Annotated in this window: 18 protein-coding genes; 10 read left to right on the top strand and 8 right to left on the bottom strand. The window is 63.3% G+C overall.

The features are described 5' to 3' along the window. Positions 1–4: 4 nt before the first annotated feature. From fabA to M5C56_RS19150, 4 genes are all read right to left on the bottom strand, one after another. A complete protein-coding gene (gene fabA / locus M5C56_RS19165) occupies positions 5–520 on the bottom strand; it encodes a 3-hydroxyacyl-[acyl-carrier-protein] dehydratase FabA (protein ID WP_027898655.1) in 516 nt (171 codons plus the stop codon). Between the two features lie 236 nt (positions 521–756). Next, positions 757–2,652 carry an ATP-binding protein gene (locus M5C56_RS19160; RefSeq protein WP_103498774.1) on the bottom strand — a complete coding sequence of 632 codons (1,896 nt, stop codon included), beginning with the start codon at positions 2,650–2,652 and terminating at the stop codon, positions 757–759. After that, complete coding sequence (locus tag M5C56_RS19155; RefSeq protein ID WP_247263280.1) at positions 2,649–3,560, bottom strand: ABC transporter substrate-binding protein; 912 nt, start codon at positions 3,558–3,560, stop codon at positions 2,649–2,651. Before M5C56_RS19155 ends, M5C56_RS19160 begins: the two co-directional genes overlap by 4 nt. Positions 3,561–3,583: 23 nt before the next feature. Then, positions 3,584–5,662: a TonB-dependent receptor gene (locus M5C56_RS19150; RefSeq protein ID WP_103498786.1), complete on the bottom strand. Its 2,079-nt coding sequence runs from the start codon at positions 5,660–5,662 to the stop codon at positions 3,584–3,586. Between the two features lie 240 nt (positions 5,663–5,902). On the opposite strand from M5C56_RS19150, the gene M5C56_RS19145 reads away from it, so the two are divergent. The 3 genes from M5C56_RS19145 to sixA are packed head-to-tail and all read left to right on the top strand — an operon-like array spanning position 5,903 to position 7,734. Beyond that, entirely contained in the window at positions 5,903–6,928 is a 1,026-nt protein-coding gene (locus M5C56_RS19145; protein WP_103498775.1) for an NAD(P)H-dependent glycerol-3-phosphate dehydrogenase, read from the top strand. Positions 6,929–6,952: 24 nt separating this feature from the next. Further along, a complete protein-coding gene (locus M5C56_RS19140) occupies positions 6,953–7,288 on the top strand; it encodes a DUF4389 domain-containing protein (RefSeq protein WP_100940855.1) in 336 nt (111 codons plus the stop codon). After that, positions 7,285–7,734 (top strand): phosphohistidine phosphatase SixA, encoded by a 450-nt coding sequence (gene sixA / locus M5C56_RS19135; protein WP_103498776.1) that lies wholly within the window; start codon positions 7,285–7,287, stop codon positions 7,732–7,734. Before M5C56_RS19140 ends, sixA begins: the two co-directional genes overlap by 4 nt. Before the next feature lie 3 nt (positions 7,735–7,737). On the opposite strand, the gene M5C56_RS19130 is transcribed toward sixA, so the two are convergent. Then, entirely contained in the window at positions 7,738–8,553 is an 816-nt protein-coding gene (locus tag M5C56_RS19130; RefSeq protein ID WP_247263269.1) for a pentapeptide repeat-containing protein, read from the bottom strand. Positions 8,554–8,775: 222 nt separating this feature from the next. Here M5C56_RS19130 and M5C56_RS19125 point away from each other — a divergent pair, with 222 nt between their 5' ends. The 5 genes from M5C56_RS19125 (at position 8,776) to M5C56_RS19105 (ending at position 13,136) form a co-directional block, all read left to right on the top strand. Continuing rightward, a complete protein-coding gene (locus tag M5C56_RS19125; protein ID WP_103498777.1) occupies positions 8,776–9,219 on the top strand; it encodes a hotdog fold thioesterase in 444 nt (147 codons plus the stop codon). Positions 9,220–9,330: 111 nt separating this feature from the next. After that, positions 9,331–10,140, top strand: a complete 810-nt coding sequence (locus M5C56_RS19120; protein WP_103498778.1) for an alpha/beta hydrolase — start codon at positions 9,331–9,333, stop codon at positions 10,138–10,140. Then, a complete protein-coding gene (locus M5C56_RS19115; RefSeq protein WP_103498779.1) occupies positions 10,137–10,991 on the top strand; it encodes an alpha/beta hydrolase in 855 nt (284 codons plus the stop codon). The genes M5C56_RS19120 and M5C56_RS19115 overlap by 4 nt, the downstream gene beginning before the upstream one ends. A 147-nt stretch (positions 10,992–11,138) precedes the next feature. Beyond that, on the top strand, positions 11,139–11,957 hold the full coding sequence (locus tag M5C56_RS19110) for a DUF4892 domain-containing protein (protein WP_103498788.1): 819 nt from the start codon (positions 11,139–11,141) through the stop codon (positions 11,955–11,957). Between the two features lie 126 nt (positions 11,958–12,083). Further along, a complete protein-coding gene (locus M5C56_RS19105) occupies positions 12,084–13,136 on the top strand; it encodes an AI-2E family transporter (protein WP_103498780.1) in 1,053 nt (350 codons plus the stop codon). Positions 13,137–13,271: 135 nt separating this feature from the next. Here the strand turns inward: M5C56_RS19105 and M5C56_RS19100 are convergent, their stop codons facing one another. From M5C56_RS19100 to M5C56_RS19090, 3 genes are all read right to left on the bottom strand, one after another. Further along, positions 13,272–14,150 (bottom strand): EF-hand domain-containing protein, encoded by an 879-nt coding sequence (locus M5C56_RS19100; RefSeq protein WP_103498613.1) that lies wholly within the window; start codon positions 14,148–14,150, stop codon positions 13,272–13,274. Between the two features lie 115 nt (positions 14,151–14,265). Continuing rightward, positions 14,266–15,306, bottom strand: a complete 1,041-nt coding sequence (locus tag M5C56_RS19095) for an ATP-binding protein (protein WP_103498614.1) — start codon at positions 15,304–15,306, stop codon at positions 14,266–14,268. Further along, entirely contained in the window at positions 15,306–16,070 is a 765-nt protein-coding gene (locus M5C56_RS19090; RefSeq protein ID WP_103498615.1) for a response regulator, read from the bottom strand. Before M5C56_RS19090 ends, M5C56_RS19095 begins: the two co-directional genes overlap by 1 nt. Before the next feature lie 351 nt (positions 16,071–16,421). On the opposite strand from M5C56_RS19090, the gene kdpF reads away from it, so the two are divergent. Both kdpF and kdpA read left to right on the top strand, forming a co-directional pair. Further along, positions 16,422–16,511 (top strand): K(+)-transporting ATPase subunit F, encoded by a 90-nt coding sequence (gene kdpF / locus M5C56_RS19085; RefSeq protein WP_017128001.1) that lies wholly within the window; start codon positions 16,422–16,424, stop codon positions 16,509–16,511. Between the two features lie 11 nt (positions 16,512–16,522). Further along, positions 16,523–18,217, top strand: coding sequence for a potassium-transporting ATPase subunit KdpA (gene kdpA, locus M5C56_RS19080; protein WP_152737171.1), 1,695 nt, complete (start codon positions 16,523–16,525; stop codon positions 18,215–18,217).

The following is an 18,217-nucleotide window of genomic DNA, read 5'->3' as shown; positions in this document are numbered from 1 at the left end:
ACCCTTAGAAGTTGTCAGTGGAGGTGAAAACGCCGACCCGCAGGCCTTCGGCGGTGTAGATCTCGCGACCGTCGACCGTTACCGAACCGTCGGCAATGGCCAGGTTCAGCTTGCCTTTGAGGACGCGTTTGATCTGAATGTTATAGGTGACTTTCTTGGCGGTCGGCAGGACCTGGCCGAAGAATTTCACTTCGCCCGAGCCCAGCGCACGGCCACGGCCCGGCAGACCCTGCCAGCCGAGGAAGAAGCCGACCAATTGCCACATGGCATCGAGGCCCAGGCAGCCTGGCATCACCGGATCACCTTCGAAGTGGCACGCGAAGAACCACAGGTCCGGGTTGATATCCAGTTCGGCGACCAATTCACCTTTGCCGTACTTGCCGCCTTCTTCGCTGATATGGGTGATGCGATCCACCATCAGCATGTTCGGGGCGGGCAGTTGCGCGTTACCTGGGCCGAACAGCTCGCCGCGACTGCAGCGCAGCAGATCTTCCCGGGTAAAGGCGTTTTGTTTGGTCATGCGAGCTCCTCAATAGTCCCATGCGGCAGGTGGGGCAAATCTTCCCGGCCGATCGAAGCGTTCATGCCTCGAAGCGACAGCCTACTCATAGACTATTGCGTTGTGGTGAAAGTCACAGCACCAAGGACATGAATGTACACTTGTGCACTGAAATTTTTATTCAAGCCGGTTTTCCAGCTCATTCGGGTGCCTAAGACTGCCGCACTTTCGTCTTTCACGCCAGTCGCACATCGTATTCAGGGCAGCCATTGCTGGAGAACCTGTTGTAAATCCACGCGTTTGAAGGGCTTGGACAGGTAGTCGTTCATGCCCGCGCGCAGGCAGCTTTCGCGGTCGCCCTGCAAGGCGTTGGCGGTCAGGGCGATGATCGGTACCTGAGCGTACTCCGGCAACTGGCGGATTTGCCGGGTGGCTTCGTAGCCGTCGACGATCGGTAGCCGGCAGTCCATCAGGATCGCCGCGAACAGGCCGTTGCGGGCCCGGTCGATGGCCTGGGCACCGTCGGTGGCCAGGCTGACGTCGAAGCCCAGGCCACGCAACATGGCGTCGATGACCGTCTGGTTGACCGGGTTGTCCTCCACCAGCAGCACCTTGCGTCCTTCGCCATGGCCGCTGGGCGCGGGCGCCAGGACGGCGGCTTGGGTCGGGTGGTGCAGGGCCAGGGGGATTTCCAGGGTGAACACCGAGCCCCGGCCTTCTTCGCTGCGGGCATGCAGGGTGCCGCCCATGCGCTCGGCCAGGGTCCGCGCAATCGGCAGGCCCAGGCCGGTGCCGCCGTAGCGCCGGGAGATCGAGCTGTCGGCCTGCTGGAAGGCGTCGAACATCAGCTCCAGGCGTTCGCTGGAAATACCGATGCCGCTGTCGCGCACCGTGCAGGTGAACCACAGCACATCGTCGTCCAGCGCCTGCCAGTGCGGCTCGATGCCGACGCTGCCATGTTCGGTGAATTTCAGCGCATTGCCGATCAGGTTGACCAGGATCTGGCGGATCCGCGTCGGGTCGCCCTTGACCTGCAAGGCCTGCATGTCCGTGGGGATCTGCAGGTCCAGGCGCAGGCCGCGCTGGCTGGCGTTGTGCTGGAAGGCCTGGGCGCAACTGCCGATCAGTTCGGCGAGGTTGAACGGAATATGTTCCAGCTCCAGGGCCGAACGTTCGATCCGCGAGAAATCGAGGATGTCGTTGATCACCTTGAGCAGGTGTTCGGTGGACTCCGAGGCCAGGGCCGCGTATTCGCTCTGTTCCTCGGTCATTTCGGTGGTTTCGAGCAGTTGCAGCATGCCCAGTACACCGTTCATCGGCGTGCGCAGTTCGTGGCTCATCATGGCCAGGAAGTCCGACTTGGCATTGTTCGCCCGCTCCGCTTCTTCACGGGTCTGTATCAGTTGGGCGATGGCCTGGTGCTGTTCGCGACTGGCCTGGTCGAGGGCGCCGGCGAGGTTGTTGATATGCCGCGCCAGGGCGCCGAGCTCGGCGTCGTCGACCACCGGCAACTGGGTCTTGTAGTCGCCCTGTTGAATCGCCTTGACCGCCAGGCCCATGGCGCTGATCGGTTGCGCCAGGCTGGCCGCCAGTCGCCGCGCGAGGAGAAAGGTGAAGACCAGGGCGAACAGCGCGAGAATCCCGGCCTTGAGCAGGATTTCCTGTTGCCGCTGGCTGAAGGCGTCGTTGGACATACCGACAATCACCCGCCCCAGGTAGTCCTCGCTAGGCGTCACGCCTGGCGCGCTGTCTTCCTGCAGGAAGTCGTTGTGCAACTGAATCCGTTGCAGGCGTACCGGCGCCTGGAACAATTTCACCGACTGCAGCCGGAAGTGTTCCTGGGAGGGCTGCTCGACATACACCAGAACATTGTTGCTGCGGTCCTGAACCTCGAGGAAACGCACGTGGGGGGTGGCCAGGGTCGCCCGCATCAGGCTTTCGAGGACTTCGTTGTTGCCGGAAATCACCCCGTATTCGGTGGCCGGCGCCAGCTGGTTGGCGATCAGTTGACCGGTGTGGTCGAGCTCCTGGCGCAGGTCCTGGATCCGCACGAAGGTGAAGAAACTGATCAGCAGCAAGGTCAGCAACAGCGCGGGGCCGAGGCTGATCATCTGGGTCCGGGCGCTGATGCCCCAATACCGTCGCAAGGTCATGGGCGGGTCTCTCCTTCGGCCAGCCGGGAGGCGAGCGAGGCTTCGTCGATCGGTTCGATACCCAGGGAGCGGGCGACTTGCGGGTTGCTCAGGACCTTGAAGCGTTGCGGGTACAGGCTGCCCGGCCAACTGGACGGGGCGCGGTCGAGCAACTGGTCGAGGACCGCCAGCCAGTCGGTCTGGTCGCTGAAGGTGCTGGCCAGGCTGCCGGCCTTGACGAAGCCGGCGTTGGGGCCGATCAGTGCCAGTTGCCGGGCATAGCTGCTGAGCAGCAGGTTCTTCGCGGTCCTGGGGTTGTACAAGGTCGGGTCGTCCAGTCCGAGCAGCACGTCGCAGCTCTTGAGCAGGGTTTGCAGGGGCCGGCTGTCGCCGGTGTCGTCCCAGCGCTGGGGGACGATCTCCAGTCCCAGGGGGCGGGCCGCCTGGTTAAGTTCGGCCAGCAGGAATTCGCTGTCGCGGGTATAGAGCACGCCGATCCGCCGTGCCTGGGGCATCACTTCGCGGATCAGGCGCAGCTGGCGCGACAGCGGCGGGTCGCTCCAGAGCAGGCTGAGATTGGCGGTCGCTGTGCTGTCCAGGCGTTGCATGGCCTGCAGGCGGCTGATACGCAGGACCAGGGTCGCTGGCCCCTGTTTATCCTTCAGCCGCCAGTCCAGGCTGGCCGGGTCCAGCAGGATCAGGCGGGTGGCCGGGGGCAGGCGGCTGGGTTCGGGCATCTGCGCCAGGGGCACGAAGCGTATCTGGTCGTGCGGGCGCTGTTGCGCCAGGGCGGCGGTAAAGGCCTGGACCCCGGGGCTGTCCTCGACGCCGGTCAGCAGCACCTCGGCCGAGCGAGCCGGGAGGCTCGCCAGCAGCACGAGCAGGGCCAGGCCCAGTCGCCTCAGGCGCCAGCTCCATGCCGATGTCATCCTTGACCCCAGGCGGCTCATGCTCAGAACTCCAGTTCTGCGCTGAAGTACAGGGCACTGCGCTGGTTGTAGTTGTTGTCGGGCCAGGTGATGGGCTGGTCGTCGAGACGTTGTTGCAGCATCCCGGCCAGTTCCAGGCTGGCCCGGCGAAAGGGAATCCGCTTGGCCAGGCGCAGGTCGACCCGTTCGAAGCGATACTGGTTGATGGCGTCGTCGCCATAGTAGAAGACCGAACTCGACCAGCCGCCGCCCCAGTCGCGCATCCAGCCGGCCGAGCCACTGTTGCGGGCGGTGAACTGCTTGTCGACCGGGTTGCTGGCCTGGACATCGACATAGGCATAGGTCAGGCGCAGGCGGTCGGCACTGTCCAGGCGCCAGTCGAATTGGGCTTCGCTGCCGGTGAAGCGGGAGCTGTTGGCGTTGCTGGCGATAAACTGGTTGTTGCGCAACGGCGTGCTGATCATGTCGCTGATTTCGTCATAGAACAGCTTCACGTCCAGGCTCAGGCCGATCTCGGCGAAGAAACCGTTGTAGCCCAGTTCCCGCGAGCGCATCCGCTCCTTGTCCAGGTTTCCCGGGCCACGGGTCTGGACGAAATACTGGCCGCTGGTCTGGCCGTAGGTCGGCGAGCTCAGGTTGGTGACCTTGTAGCTCCAGTTGACGTTGTTCTCGAACATATCCGGCGAGCGGATCGCTTCGGAATAGACCGCGCGCAAGCCGTGCCGGGGATTGATCAGGTAGTTGACTGCAAAGCGCGGGGTCAGGGAGGCGCCGGTCAGTTGCGCGTCTTCGTACATGGCACCACCCTGCACCAGCCAATGCTCGCTGGCGCGCCATTCGAGCTGGCCGAACAGGCGCCAGGTACTGTCGTCGATGGTGCCGTTGAAATAGGTCTCGGAGTCGGCCTTGTCATAACGATAGTTCATGCCGCTGACCAGGCGCAGGCTGTCCGAGAGACTCAGGGTGTCCTGCAGTTCGAGATCGTAGCGGGTCTCGCGGGTGCTCTGGTCGATATTGCCGCAGACCGTCTGGCTGGCGCCCTGATTGAACCATTGGTCCAGAACCTGCCGGGCCAGCGCCTGTTCGGCGGTGCTGCCCGCCGGTGGGTTACCCGGTGAGTAGAGGGTCATATTGCGCGCCAGGTTTTCGGCATAGTTGGGGTTCAACTGCCACAGCTGAGTCAGTTGTGGGCTGAATGACACCTTGGCATCGCAGGCTTGCCAGACCTGCTGGCGATCCCAATGTTGGGCCGAACCCTGGATATACAGGCTGTGTTGGGGATTGATATCCAGGTTCCAGCGCAGGGAGCCGGCGTAGTCCTTGGCCAGCACATCGGAGTTGTCGCCGGCCGCGGTGATCCCGGGGAACACCGCCTGGTAGGTATAGGGCCGCTGGTTGGTGCCGTCCTTGACGTTCAACTGCCAGTCGATGCTCTGTTGTTCGTTGAGCATCTGGCTGACCGAGAGGCTGACCCGGGTGACACGCCGGCCGTCGCGGTAGTCATTGCCCAAGTGGTCGCTCTGGAACCCCTCGTCCTCCTCGCCGGACATCGACAGGCGCAGATCGCCGGTACCCCAGCCGGTGCCCTGGCTGGCGTACCAGTCATTGATGCCGCGCTCGCCGCGGGTGATCTTCAGGGTTGAGCCGTGGGTGCTGCCCGGTGACTTGGTGAGGATATTGACCACCGCCATCAGCGCATTGGCGCCGTAGCTGACGGTGTTCGGGCCGCGAAATACCTCGATGCGCTCGATATCCTCGAGGGCTACCGGGATATCGCTCCAGTCCACGGTCGCCAGGCCCGCGCGATAGACCGAGCGGCCATCGATCAGCACCTGCATGCGCCGGGCGTTGGAGGCATCGGTGCCATGGTAGTTGATGCTGGCCTGGTTGCCGTTGGTGTAGCCGACCATCATCCCCGGCACCAGGCGCAGCAGTTCGCTGATATCCCGGGCGCCGCTGGCCTTGATCAGTTCGTTGTCGATGACCGTCATGCTGCCGGGCACCGCGGCCGGCGATTGTTTCAGGCGGGTGGCCGTCAGCACCTCGGGCAGGGGCTGGTTTTCCATAAACAGGTCGTCAGCCAGCAACGGGCCGCTGAACATCAGGGCCAGGACGAAGGAGGAACGCGTGGTGGGAGGGCCAAAAGACACGGCACAGCCTTGAAAAAAATAATAGCCGTGCATGTTAACCGAGCTTGCCGGGTTTGCCATGGCGTATGGCCGTCATTGTATAGGCTGAATCGGTCAAGCGCTCAGGCCAGGGGATTCGTATTGGGGCTGGCTGCCGGTGGCGTGCTCCGTATAATGCAGCCATCGCCATTGGTAGGGATAGACGGGTTACATATGACTGAACAGTACCCAATCGCGGTTCTGGGGGGCGGAAGTTTCGGCACCGCCATCGCCAATCTGCTGGCCGAGAACGGTCACCGGGTGCGCCAATGGATGCGCGATCCCGAGCAGGCCGAGTCCATTCGCGTCAATCGTGAGAATCCGCGTTACCTCAAGGGCATCAAGGTGCATCCGGCGGTCGAGCCGGTCACCGACCTGGTCGCGACCCTCGAGGACTGTGAACTGTTTTTTGTCGCCTTGCCCTCCAGCGCCTTGCGCAGTGTGCTGGCGCCCCATGCCGGGCGCCTGGTGGGCAAGCTGCTGGTGAGCTTGACCAAAGGCATCGAGGCCCACACCTTCAAGCTGATGAGCGAGATCCTCGAAGATATCGCGCCGCAAGCACGGATCGGCGTGTTGTCCGGGCCGAACCTGGCCCGCGAAGTGGCCGAGCACGCCCTGACCGCCACGGTGGTCGCCAGCGAGGACGAAGAGCTTTGCAGCCGCGTCCAGGCCGCGTTGCATGGACGGACCTTCCGTGTCTATGCCAGCGCCGACCGCTTTGGCGTCGAGCTGGGCGGAGCGTTGAAGAATGTCTACGCGATCATTGCCGGCATGGCGGTGGCGCTGGACATGGGCGAGAACACCAAGAGCATGCTGATTACCCGGGCCCTGGCGGAAATGACCCGCTTTGCCGTCAGCCAGGGCGCCAACCCCATGACCTTCCTCGGCCTGGCCGGGGTCGGCGACCTGATCGTCACCTGTTCCTCGCCGAAGAGCCGCAACTATCAGGTCGGCTTTGCCCTCGGCCAGGGCCTGAGCCTGGAAGAGGCGGTCACCCGCCTGGGTGAAGTCGCCGAAGGGGTCAATACTCTCAAGGTGCTGAAGGTCAAGGCGCAGGAAGTCGGGGTCTATATGCCCCTGGTGGCCGGTTTGCATGCCATTCTGTTTGAACGGCGAACCCTGACCCAGGTGATCGAGCTATTGATGCGCGGCGAGCCGAAAACCGATGTCGATTTTATTTCCACCAGCGGTTTCAACTGATATTCAGCGCCACGGGAGCGAGCCATGAACGAGTCCAAGTACGAATCCATTGTGTTGCGCATTGTCTGGATGCTGGTGTTCCTGCTGGTCTGGCAGGTCGCGCAGTTCATCCTCGGCGGGGTGGTGCTGGTGCAACTGGGTTACAGATTGTTCTACGGCGCGCCAAGCGCCAACCTGATGAACTTCGGCGACAGCCTGAGCCAGTTCCTGGCCCAGATCGGTCGCTTCGGCAGTTTCCATACCGAACAGAAGCCCTGGCCGTTCGCCGATTGGCCGACCCCACGGGCTCCTGAAGGCGAAGCCCCGCATGTGGTGCCGCCAGCGCCGCATCCGGCCCGTGATGAGGAGCCCAAGCTATGAAAGTCTGGGTTCTGCGTCATGGTGAAGCCGAACCCCAGGCCCGCAGCGACGCCGAACGGGCGTTGACCGCCCACGGCCGCGAGCAGGTCCTGCGCAGTGCCGCGCACCTGATCGGCCAGCCGTTGCAGGCGATCTACGCCAGTCCTTACCTGAGGGCGCAGCAAACCGCGCAGCTGGTACGTGATGCGCTGGGTTTCGATGCAGAGATCATCACCGTGCCCTGGCTGACCCCCGAGGGTAATCCGCGGGATGTCAGCCAGCGGCTCGACACCGGCGAGAACCTGTTGCTGGTCAGCCATCAGCCGTTGGTGGGCAATCTGCTCAGCCTGTTGCAGCACGGCCATGTGCGCCAGCCGGAGCCCATGGGCACGGCCAGCCTGGCCGAGCTGGAAGGGGAGTTGCCGCTGGACGGGGCGATGACGCTGCTGGGCGTCAAGCACCCCTGAGGTTCAGTGACTCAACACCGCGCCGAGCAGGTCGGTGCGGGTGTTTTTCAAGGTCGCGGCGTTGACCTTGGCGCCCTTGAACAGACAGGCTTCAAAGTGACCTGAGAGCACCGCATTCCTCAGGTCGCAATGGCTGAAGTCGTTGCTTTTGAAACCACTTGAGAGCAATGCGCCGTTGAGGTTGGCCGCCCTGAAGTCGGCCTCCTGGTATTGCCCGAAAAATCTCACCCCGCGTAAATCGCCGCCGCTCAGGTCGACGCCGATCATATTGACGTTGGTCACCTGCAAAGTCCGTAACGCCTGGCAGATGGAAGCCTTGCTCCAGTACCTGAACGCGCGACGGGTTTCGTCGTCCTGGAATGGCAGGCACGCGACGGCTTGATGATCCTTGGTGGCAATGTTCTGGGCGCAGCGCTTCAGGGCGTTGGTCAGTTGCGGTGACAGCGAGGGCGGCACCCGCAAGTCGAAGAGTTTCTTCTGCACATGCAGGGATACCCGGCCGCCACCGTCCAGGTGAACGCCGTCCCAACTGTTGAGGATGCCGGTAAAGCGCGCGGCGGCGGCCACCATCAATTCCAGCAGGTCGGCCAACGGGTACTGGCGCAGGGACGGCGCGCTGCCGAGGAACACCCGAGCCTGGGCCAGTGAGTCCTTCAAACCCAGCAGGGTCAGGTCCCGTTCGATCTGCGAGAAATCGTCTGGCATCAGCTCGCAGATCGTGCGGCTGTGCAGCTCGCTCGGGTGGGGGGGTGAGAGAACGGGGACCTGGGGGTCACCCGAGGGCATGAAGCGACGAAGAAGACGGCCTATCGTTGCCATGGAGATCTCTTGCAAGGGCTGGAAGGCGGAAATTCGACGCGATATGCCCCTTGGCGACTATCAGATTCCGCCCGGATTTCCTCGTGTGGGCTGTTGCCTCCTGCGTGCCGCAGGGCCTTTTTCAGCTTGCGAGCTTCTGTTCTTCCGTGAAATAGTCGACCGAGCGTCTGCTTGGTTGGCTGGCCGCCGGCATGACGAACAACCACAGTAGGGGAATCAAACATGGCTTTGTGGCGCACCGTACCGAATCTCGAACAACTCAATGCCTCGCAGAAAAACACCATCGGCGAACTGCTGGATATTCGCTTCGAAGCCTTTGACGATGAATCGCTGACCGCCAGCATGGTGATCGATCATCGCACCCACCAACCCTACGGGCTGCTGCACGGCGGCGCCTCGGTGGTGCTGGCCGAAAGCGTCGGCTCGATGGCCAGCTACCTGTGCATCGACGCGAGCAAATTCTATTGCGTGGGCCTGGAAATCAACGCCAACCACCTGCGCGGCTTGCGCAGCGGGCGGGTGACCGCCGTGGCCAAGGCCATTCATATCGGTCGCACCACCCATGTCTGGGATATCCGCCTGAGCAGTGACGAGGGCAAGGCCAGCTGTGTGTCGCGCCTGACCATGGCCGTGGTGCCGCTGGGGCAAACACCGCCGGCGCGCTGAGCCGGGTCATAGCCATGGCCGGACTGTCATCATTCCTGGCAGTTACGGTCATTGCTGTGGGACCCGCGCGTGCCGACAATGAACACTTGTCTTTTTCGAGATGCTCCCGGTATGTCGCAATCCGTGTTCTTTGCCCACGCCAACGGTTTTCCCTCGGGGACCTACGGCAAGTTGTTCGCCGCGCTGGCCCCGGAATATCAGGTGGCGCATCTGCAACAGCATGCCCACGACCCGCGTTTCCCGGCGGACGATAACTGGCACAACCTGGTCGACGAACTGATCCACCATCTGGAGCAGCAGCCCGAACCGGTCTGGGGTGTCGGCCATTCCCTGGGCGGTGTCCTGCATCTGCACGCGGCCCTGCGTCGCCCGCAGCTCTACAGGGGCGTGGTGATGCTTGACTCGCCGGTGCTGACCCGTGCCGACCAGTGGGTGATCCGCGCCGCCAAGCGCCTGGGTTTTATCGATCGGCTGACGCCGGCCGGGCGCACCCTGGGGCGTCGGGAAGAGTTCACCGACCTCGCCGCCGCGCGTCAGTACTTTGCCGGCAAGACCCTGTTTCGCGGCTTTGATCCGGAGTGCTTCGACGCGTACCTGCAACATGGTCTGCGCCAGGACGGCGGGCGCTTGCGCCTGAGCTTCGATCCGGCCACGGAAATCAGCATCTATCGTGGTGTGCCGCACACCAGCCCGGGCCTGGCCCGGCATTTGAAGGTGCCGCTGGCGGTGGTCCGTGGCCAGCAGAGCCGGGTGGTCATGCCCCATCACACCCGCAGTGTCGGCCGCCTGCCCCATGGCGAATCCCTGAGCATGCCCGGCGGCCACATGTTTCCCCTGGAGCGTCCGCAGGACACCGCGCGTTTGCTCAAGGATATTTTCGCCCGCTGGGAACGCCAGGACGGGCAGGGACGTTGCGCATGAGCCATCCGGTCGAAGAGGTACGCCTGAGCCTGCCGCATATCGAGTTGGCGGCTCATCTGTTCGGTCCCGAGGACGGGCAGCCGGTGATTGCCCTGCACGGTTGGCTGGACAACGCCAACAGCTTCGCGCGCCTGGCGCCGAAGCTGCACGGCCTGCGTATCGTCGCCCTGGACATGGCCGGGCACGGGCATTCCGGACATCGACCGGTGGGCGCCGGGTATGCGTTGTGGGACTACGTCTACGATGTCTTGCAGGTGGCCGAACAGTTGGGCTGGAAGCGCTTCAGCCTGTTGGGGCATTCGTTGGGCGCGATTGTCTCGATCGTGCTGGCCGGTGCCTTGCCGGAGCGGGTGACGCGCCTGGCCCTGATCGACGGCGTGATTCCCCCTACCAGCAGTGGCGAAAACGCCGCCGAACGCCTGGGCATGGCCTTGCAGGCGCAGTTGGAATTACAGGACAAGCGCAAGTCGGTGCATGGGACCCTGGACCGGGCCATCGAAGCGCGCATGAAAGGGATGGTGGCGGTCAGCCGTGAAGCCGCTGAGTTGCTGGCCCAGCGCGGACTGATGCTGGTGCCCGGCGGCTACACCTGGCGCAGCGACAACCGTCTGACCCTGCCGTCGCCGTTGCGCCTGACCGAGGAGCAGGCCATGGCCTTTATCCGTCGTATCGCCTGCCCGGCGCAGTTGGTGGTGGCCGAGCAAGGCATACTGGCCCAGCACAAGGACTTGCTCGATCGTCTACCCTTTAGCCTGGAGCACCTGCCGGGTGGGCACCATCTGCACTTGAACGACGAGGCCGGGGCCATCCTTGTCGCAGACTGTTTCAATCGCTTTTTCTCCACGCCTTGACTTGTCGCCTGCAACTGTCGAGGCTTGGTGGGTTGAAAGGGAGACAACCATGCCAGACCTCGACCTCCACACGACCTTGAGTCGTCCTGTTCCGGCACGTTCTGTTCCGGTTATCGCGCTTACCGTTCAGGCCCTGTCTATCCGATGATGAAGTTATCCACAGCCCTGGCCTGCGCCTTTGGGATGGCCTGCTGCAGTTCGCCGCTTTTCGCCGCCGATGTACCAGGCAGTCATGACCTGGCGCTGGTGCCGCGTCTGGCCGATGCGCAGATCGTCGACTATCGGGCGCCGGCCGAGCTGGAACGGATTTATCCACAGAGCGCGATCCGCAAGATCAGCAACCGCCTGCGCACCGATGCCCAGGTCAGCGCCCGTGGGCAGATGACCTCGGTGACCTATGAGCTGCCGCCCGAGCATGGCGCCGACGAAGCCTTCACCGCGGCGCGCGAAGCCTTGCAGAAGGAGGGCGCGCAGTTGCTGTTCTGGTGCCAGGCCCGCGACTGTGGGGAAAACAGCCTGTGGGCCAATGAAGTGTTCGGTAATTCCACGTTGTCCGGTGCCGACGATCAGCAGGCTTACCTGCTGCTGCGCCTTGCGGCCCCGGCGGACAATTCGCTGGTGGCGTTGTACAGCATCACTCGCGGCAACCGCCGCGCCTACCTGCATGTGGAGCAGTTCGCCTCCGCTTCGCCGCTGGGCGAATTGCTGCCCACCTCCGCGACCTTGCTGCGGGAACTGCGCGATACCGGCAAGCTCGACTTCCCGAAATTGGCCGGCGCCCCCCAGGATACCTGGGTCACCCTGATTTCCCGGGGCCTGAACCTGGACGCTACCTTGCGGGTCAGCCTTTCTGGAGCTTCCGCCGAGGCCTGGCGCCAGGCGCTGATGGCCCAGGGCGTGAGGGCCGCGCGCCTGGAGGCGGGCAGCGCCACCTCCAGTGGTTTGCATATCGAATTGCTGCGTTAGACGCTGTACGAATGACCACCGAGAGACGATCATGCGCGTTTACCGCTGAACCCGGGTCGTCTGTCGGTAAACGCCTGACCCAGGCTTGGCCTACGCTTTCATTGCCGTCTCTTGTCTGGAAAGACCATGCCCAATAATGATCGTCTGCTGGTGCAGATACTGCTCCTGGTACTGTTCGGTGCCACCTTGTGGGTGCTGGCGCCGTTCTGGTCGGCGCTGTTCTGGGGCGCCGTGCTGGCGTTTGCCAGTTGGCCGCTGATGCGCCTGTTGACCCGTGTGCTCGGTCACCGCGAATCCCTGGCGGCCGGGCTGCTGACGTTGGGCTGGATGTTGCTGGTGGCCGTGCCCCTGGTCTGGCTGGGGCTCAACCTGGCGGACCATGTGCGCGATGCGGTGACCTTTATCAAGGATGCCCAGGTCGACGGGCTGCCCGCGGCCCCGGCCTGGCTGGGCAGCTTGCCGATCGTCGGCGAACGCCTGGTGGGTCTCTGGAACACCATCGACCAGCAGGGCGCGGCCTTGCTGGTGACGATCAAGCCTTATCTGGGGCAGGTCGGCAACTGGTTGCTGGCGCGCAGCGCGCAGATCGGCGGCGGGATCCTCGAACTGACCCTGAGCATTGTCTTCGTGTTCTTTTTCTATCGCGACGGTCCACGACTGGCGACCTTTATCCACGGCTTGCTGGAGCGGCTGATCGGCGAGCGTGCCGATTACTACCAGGAGCTGGTGGCGGGCACGGTGCAGCGGGTGGTCAACGGTGTGATCGGCACGGCGGCGGCCCAGGCCCTGCTGGCGTTGATCGGCTTCCTGATCGCCGGTATTCCCGGGGCCCTGGTGCTGGGCATCGCGACCTTCCTGCTCAGCCTGATTCCCATGGGCCCGCCGCTGGTCTGGATTCCCGCCACGGCCTGGCTGGCCTGGAAAGGCGAGTACGGGATGGCGGTGTTTCTCGGGATCTGGGGCACGTTCATCATCAGTGGCGTGGACAACGTACTCAAGCCGTACCTGATCAGCCGTGGCGGCAACCTGCCGTTGGTGATTGTGTTGCTGGGAGTGTTTGGCGGCTTGATCGCCTTCGGCTTTATCGGCCTGTTTATCGGCCCGACCTTGCTGGCGGTGGCCTACAGCTTGCTGATCGACTGGAGCGCGAGCCAGTCGCGGCGTGAAGAGAAGTCCTGATCTTCGTTCGATCTTGAAAGCAGCACCGAACCTGTAGGAGCGTGGCTTGCCCGCGAAGAGGCCCTTGAGACCGCTAAAAGCTTCGCGGGCAAGCCACGCTCCTACAAGGTCAGGTGTGTTCTTACAGCCGATGGATCAGGCCGCAGCGGCAGTGACGTTACCGCTCTGCGCCACGGTCTGGCTCTTGAGGTTGACCATCAAGCGGCTCAACGCCTCTTTGATGTTGTCCTGGGCGGTCTGGCTATTGGTGCCCGAACCGGTACCCGAGCCGCTACCACTGTTGCTGCTGCCGCTCGCATTGGCCAGGGCCTGGAGCAGGAACGTGGTGGCGTTGAAGCTGGTGCTGCTGGTGCTGGTGGTGCTGGTCGCGTCAGTGCTCGAGCTGCTGGTCGAGGTGCCCTGCAAGGCGCTGGTCAACTCGGCCTGGCTGATGCTGCCGTCGCCATTGGTGTCCAGTTCACTGAACAGGTCAGTGGCGGACACGGCTTGTGGCGGTGGTGGTGGCGGCTGGATTCCGGACAGGGCCGAAGCCAGTTCGCTGCTGCTGATGCTGCCGCTGTTGTCGGTGTCCAGGGCGCTGAACAGCGAGGAGCTGTCGGCGGTGCTGCCAGCGTTGGTCAGCCCGGCGGCCAGTTCGCTGCTGCTGATGGAACCGTCACCATTGGTGTCCAGGGACTGGAGCAGCTCATCGGCCAGTTGGGTATCGGGCTTGCCGCCGCCATGACCGCCGTGGGCGTGGGGTTTCATCGCCGACAGTTCGGTGGCACTGATGGTGCCGCTGCCGTCGGTGTCCAGCGCGCTGAAATTCTGACTCAGGTCATTGAGCACTTTGCTGCCGCTGTTCTGCGACAGGGCGGCGTTCAGTTCGTCCTTGCTGATGGAGCCGTCACCATTGGTGTCGAGCTTGGCCAGCAGTTGCTTCTGGAACTGTTGCTGGCGTTGTGTCGCTGTCGTGCTGCTGGTGTTGTAACCGGTATAGCTCGAGTAGTTGCTGACGCTACTGATCGTGCTCATAAGTGCACACTCCCTAAGTGTTGGCAAAGCCAATGACAGTGCATCGGCTTGTGCAGACTCCAAGGCTCAGGTGTCGAGGGTGTGTGGGCTTTGTACCTGTTGTTACACAGAGGGCTCAGGCCCGGGGCAGACGGACCACGGCGGTCAGGCCGCCGCCCGGGGTTTCTTCCAGGGTCAGCTCGCCGCCCAGGCGCTGGGCCGCTTCCCTGGCGATGGTCATGCCCAGGCCGACGCCGCCGGAATTGCGGTTGCGCGAACCTTCCAGGCGATAGAAGGGTTCGAACACGGCCTCGCGTTTTTCCGCGGCAATCCCCGGACCATGGTCGATCACCCGGATCAGCAATTGCCGACGGCTGTCTTCCAGGGTGATCAGGGCGTCGCCGGCATAACGCAGGGCATTGTCCAGCAGGTTGTTCAGGCACGAACGCAATGCCATGGGCTGCACCAGCAACGGCGCGCAGTGGCCGCTGGCCTGGACCTGCGAGCCCTGGTCCTGGGCGTTTTCGCAGAGGGATTCGACCAGTGCCTGGACGTCCATCCATTGCATGGCTTCGCTGGTGCGCTGCTCATGCAGGTAACTGAGGGTGGCATCGAGCATGCCGATCATGTCGTCCAGGTCCTGGCGCATCTGGCCCTGGAGTTTCATGTTGTCGACCTGTTCGAGCCGCAGCTTGAGGCGTGACAACGGCGTGCGCAGGTCGTGGGAGACCGCGCCAAGCATGCGTCCGCGTTGCTGCACCTGTTCGCGGATGCGCTGCTGCATCAGGTTGAAGGTGTTGGCCGCCAGCCGTGCCTCACGCGGGCCGGTCTCATCCAGCGGCGGGCTGTTGAGGTCTTCGCTGAGGCGTTCGGCGGCGTCGCTCAGGCGCTGGATCGGCCGCGATAGCAGCTTGGCGCCATACCAGGCGACAATCACCAGGGAAATGATCTGCAGCGTCAGCGGCACCAGCGGTCCGCCAAACCAGGGTCGGGGCGGGCGGCGGTGGGGCGGCGGATGGTCGGGGTCGAAATTTTCCATCATGCCGGGAGGTGGCGGTGGTGGTGGCCCGCCACCGTAATGATGGAACCAGAGAAAACCCAGCAAATGGGCGAGGATGATCGCCACCAGCGACACGCCGAACAGGCGACCGAACAGCGTGTCGAGGCGTGCGCGCATCAGCCGATCTCTTTTGCGTCGAACAGGTAGCCTTCACCGCGCACGGTCTTGATCAATTGCGGCGATTTCGGGTCGTCGCCGAGTTTCTGCCGCAGACGCGAGACCAGCAGGTCGATGCTGCGGTCGAAGGCCTCGATGGAGCGACCCCGGGCGGCATCGAGCAACTGCTCGCGGCTGAGGACCCGGCGCGGGCGTTCGATAAACACCCAGAGCAGGCGGAACTCGGCGTTGGATAGCGGCACCACCAGTCCGTCGTCGGCGATCAGCTGGCGCAGCACACTGTTCAAACGCCAGTTGTCGAAGCGGATATTGGCCCGCTGTTCGGTGCGGTCGTCACGTACCCGGCGCAGGATGGTCTGGATCCGGGCCACCAGCTCACGGGGCTCGAAGGGCTTGGCCATGTAATCGTCGGCGCCCAGTTCCAGGCCGATGATCCGGTCGGTGGGTTCGCAACGGGCGGTGAGCATCAGGATCGGGATGTCCGATTCGGTGCGCAGCCAGCGGCACAGCGACAGGCCGTCTTCACCCGGAAGCATCAGGTCGAGGACCACCACGTCGAAGGTTTCAAGCTGCAAGGCCTGGCGCATGCCGGCGCCGTCGGTGACACCGGTGGCCTGGATGCTGAAGCGTGCCAGGTAGTCGATCAGCAGTTCGCGGATGGGAATATCGTCATCGACGATCAGCGCGCGGACATTCCAGCGCTTGTCATCGCTCGGTGAGAGCGGTTTGTTGACATCAGCCAGAGGAGCGGGAGTGTTCTGCATGCGGGCGATTATCTACCGGTAAGCGGCCAACCACGAAAGAGGGGCCGCGAATTGTTGCAGGATAGGTACCCGGTCCGAAGGCCGGAATCCCTTTCAAGTGTAGCTATGCACGAAGCTACAGGGGGCGGATGTTGGCCGCTTGTCGGTTTTGTATCGAGACTGATACAAGCGGCCCGCGTCAAATCGGTCATCTCCCTGGAACTCCTACGGATTCTAGGGTGTAACTCCTACGTAAAGTCACTCTTTACGCCTTCTTTACGCATCGCCCCCGGCCTCGCCCTCGTTCCTTTACGGCCTCCCTCACGACAATAAGCCCCACACACGGCCGTTGCCGTACCAAGGGGAAATTCCATGAGCATTCTGGACGGGGTGTCACTGCTGCTGGCTGTGGCGCTGTTCATTTATCTACTGGTTGCGCTGTTGCGCGCGGACCGGAACTAGGAGCGGCAGGTATGCACAGTTATGACTATTTGCTGATCCTGGCGTTTCTCGTGCTGGTGCTTGCGCCGGCACCGGCATTAGGGCGGTTCTACTACAACGTGATGGAAGGTAAGCGGACCTGGCTGACGCCGGTGTTCGGGCCGCTGGAACGGGCCTGTTATCGCCTGTCCGGGGTCGATGCCAGCAGCGAGCAGAGCTGGCAGAAATATGCCCTGGCCTTGCTCGCCTTCAACCTCGCGGGCTTCCTGGTGTTGTTCGCGATCCTGCTGTTCCAGCAGTACCTGCCGCTCAACCCGCAGAATCTGCCGGGTCTGGAGTGGACCCTGTCGTTCAACACCGCCATCAGTTTCATGACCAACACCAACTGGCAGAACTACAGCGGTGAAGCGTCCCTGAGCTACCTGAGCCAGATGGCCGGCCTCACGGTGCAGAACTTTGCCAGTGCCGCCACCGGCCTGGCCGTACTGGTCGCTCTGTGCCGCGGCATCAGCCGACGTTCAACGGCGACCCTGGGCAACTTCTGGGTCGACATGACCCGTGCCATTCTCTATGGCTTGCTGCCGATGTGCCTGATCATGGCGCTGTTCCTGGTCTGGCAGGGTGTTCCGCAGACCTTCGCCCACTACGTCAATGCCGTGACCCTGCAGGGCGCCGACCAGGTCATTCCCCTGGGCCCGGCGGCCAGCCAGATCGCGATCAAGCAATTGGGTACCAACGGCGGCGGTTTCTTCGGCGTCAACTCGGCCCATCCGTTCGAAAACCCGACCGCCCTGAGCGACCTGATCGAACTGGTGTCGATCATCCTGATTCCGGCGGCGCTGGTGTTCACCTTCGGGCATTACGTCAAGGACCTGCGCCAGAGCCGAGCCATCATGGGTTGCATGCTCGCCCTGCTGCTGATCGGCGGCGCGGTGTCGCTGTATGCCGAATATCAGCCGAACCCGGCGTTGCACAATCCGCTGGTGGAGCAGACCGCTCCGTTGGAAGGCAAGGAAACCCGCTTCGGTACTACCGCCAGCGTGGTGTGGGCGGTGACCACCACCGCCGCCTCGAACGGTTCGGTCAACGCCATGCATGACAGCCTCAACCCCCTGAGCGGGATGGTGGCGCTGGTCAACATGATGGTCGGCGAGGTGATCTTCGGCGGCGTCGGCGCGGGCCTCTACGGCATGCTGCTGAACGTGCTGATCGCGGTGTTCCTCGCGGGCCTGATGATCGGTCGTACTCCGGAATACCTGGGCAAGAAACTCCAGGCCAAGGAAGTGCAACTGCTGGTGGTGACCTTGCTGGTGATGCCAGTGGGCACCCTGGTGCTCGGCGCGCTGGCTGCCAGCCTGCCTGGACCGGCCGCGGCCGTCAGCAACCCGGGGCCCCATGGCTTCAGTCAACTGCTGTATGCCTACACCTCGGCCACCGCGAATAACGGTTCGGCGTTCGGTGGTTTCAGTGCCAACACCGCGTTCCACAACCTGATGATGAGCCTGAGCATGCTGCTCGGTCGCTTCGGTTACATCTTCCCGGTACTGGCCCTGGCCGGCAGCCTGGCGATGAAGAAGACCGCACCGATTGGCCAGAACAGTTTTCCGACCCATGGCCTGCTGTTTGTCACGTTGCTGACGGTGACCATCCTGCTGGTGGGTGGCTTGACCTTCCTGCCAACGCTGGCGCTGGGCCCGATTGCCGAACATCTGAGCATGGGTTTCTGA

Origin of the sequence: Pseudomonas sp. MWU13-2862 (assembly GCF_023242495.1) — a bacterium.
Classification (GTDB): Bacteria; Pseudomonadota; Gammaproteobacteria; order Pseudomonadales; family Pseudomonadaceae; genus Aquipseudomonas; species Aquipseudomonas gingeri_D.
Note: the sequence above shows the minus strand (reverse complement) of the source record. Positions and strands in the feature narration are given on the sequence as shown.

Coding starts and splice junctions, on each gene's coding strand:
- fabA (WP_027898655.1), bottom strand. CDS start 520: ATGACCAAACAAAACGCCTTTACCCGGGAAGATCTGCTGCGCTGCAGT.
- M5C56_RS19160 (WP_103498774.1), bottom strand. CDS start 2,652: ATGACCTTGCGACGGTATTGGGGCATCAGCGCCCGGACCCAGATGATC.
- M5C56_RS19155 (WP_247263280.1), bottom strand. CDS start 3,560: ATGACATCGGCATGGAGCTGGCGCCTGAGGCGACTGGGCCTGGCCCTG.
- M5C56_RS19150 (WP_103498786.1), bottom strand. CDS start 5,662: ATGTTCAGCGGCCCGTTGCTGGCTGACGACCTGTTTATGGAAAACCAG.
- M5C56_RS19145 (WP_103498775.1), top strand. CDS start 5,903: ATGACTGAACAGTACCCAATCGCGGTTCTGGGGGGCGGAAGTTTCGGC.
- M5C56_RS19140 (WP_100940855.1), top strand. CDS start 6,953: ATGAACGAGTCCAAGTACGAATCCATTGTGTTGCGCATTGTCTGGATG.
- sixA (WP_103498776.1), top strand. CDS start 7,285: ATGAAAGTCTGGGTTCTGCGTCATGGTGAAGCCGAACCCCAGGCCCGC.
- M5C56_RS19130 (WP_247263269.1), bottom strand. CDS start 8,553: ATGGCAACGATAGGCCGTCTTCTTCGTCGCTTCATGCCCTCGGGTGAC.
- M5C56_RS19125 (WP_103498777.1), top strand. CDS start 8,776: ATGGCTTTGTGGCGCACCGTACCGAATCTCGAACAACTCAATGCCTCG.
- M5C56_RS19120 (WP_103498778.1), top strand. CDS start 9,331: ATGTCGCAATCCGTGTTCTTTGCCCACGCCAACGGTTTTCCCTCGGGG.
- M5C56_RS19115 (WP_103498779.1), top strand. CDS start 10,137: ATGAGCCATCCGGTCGAAGAGGTACGCCTGAGCCTGCCGCATATCGAG.
- M5C56_RS19110 (WP_103498788.1), top strand. CDS start 11,139: ATGAAGTTATCCACAGCCCTGGCCTGCGCCTTTGGGATGGCCTGCTGC.
- M5C56_RS19105 (WP_103498780.1), top strand. CDS start 12,084: ATGCCCAATAATGATCGTCTGCTGGTGCAGATACTGCTCCTGGTACTG.
- M5C56_RS19100 (WP_103498613.1), bottom strand. CDS start 14,150: ATGAGCACGATCAGTAGCGTCAGCAACTACTCGAGCTATACCGGTTAC.
- M5C56_RS19095 (WP_103498614.1), bottom strand. CDS start 15,306: ATGCGCGCACGCCTCGACACGCTGTTCGGTCGCCTGTTCGGCGTGTCG.
- M5C56_RS19090 (WP_103498615.1), bottom strand. CDS start 16,070: ATGCAGAACACTCCCGCTCCTCTGGCTGATGTCAACAAACCGCTCTCA.
- kdpF (WP_017128001.1), top strand. CDS start 16,422: ATGAGCATTCTGGACGGGGTGTCACTGCTGCTGGCTGTGGCGCTGTTC.
- kdpA (WP_152737171.1), top strand. CDS start 16,523: ATGCACAGTTATGACTATTTGCTGATCCTGGCGTTTCTCGTGCTGGTG.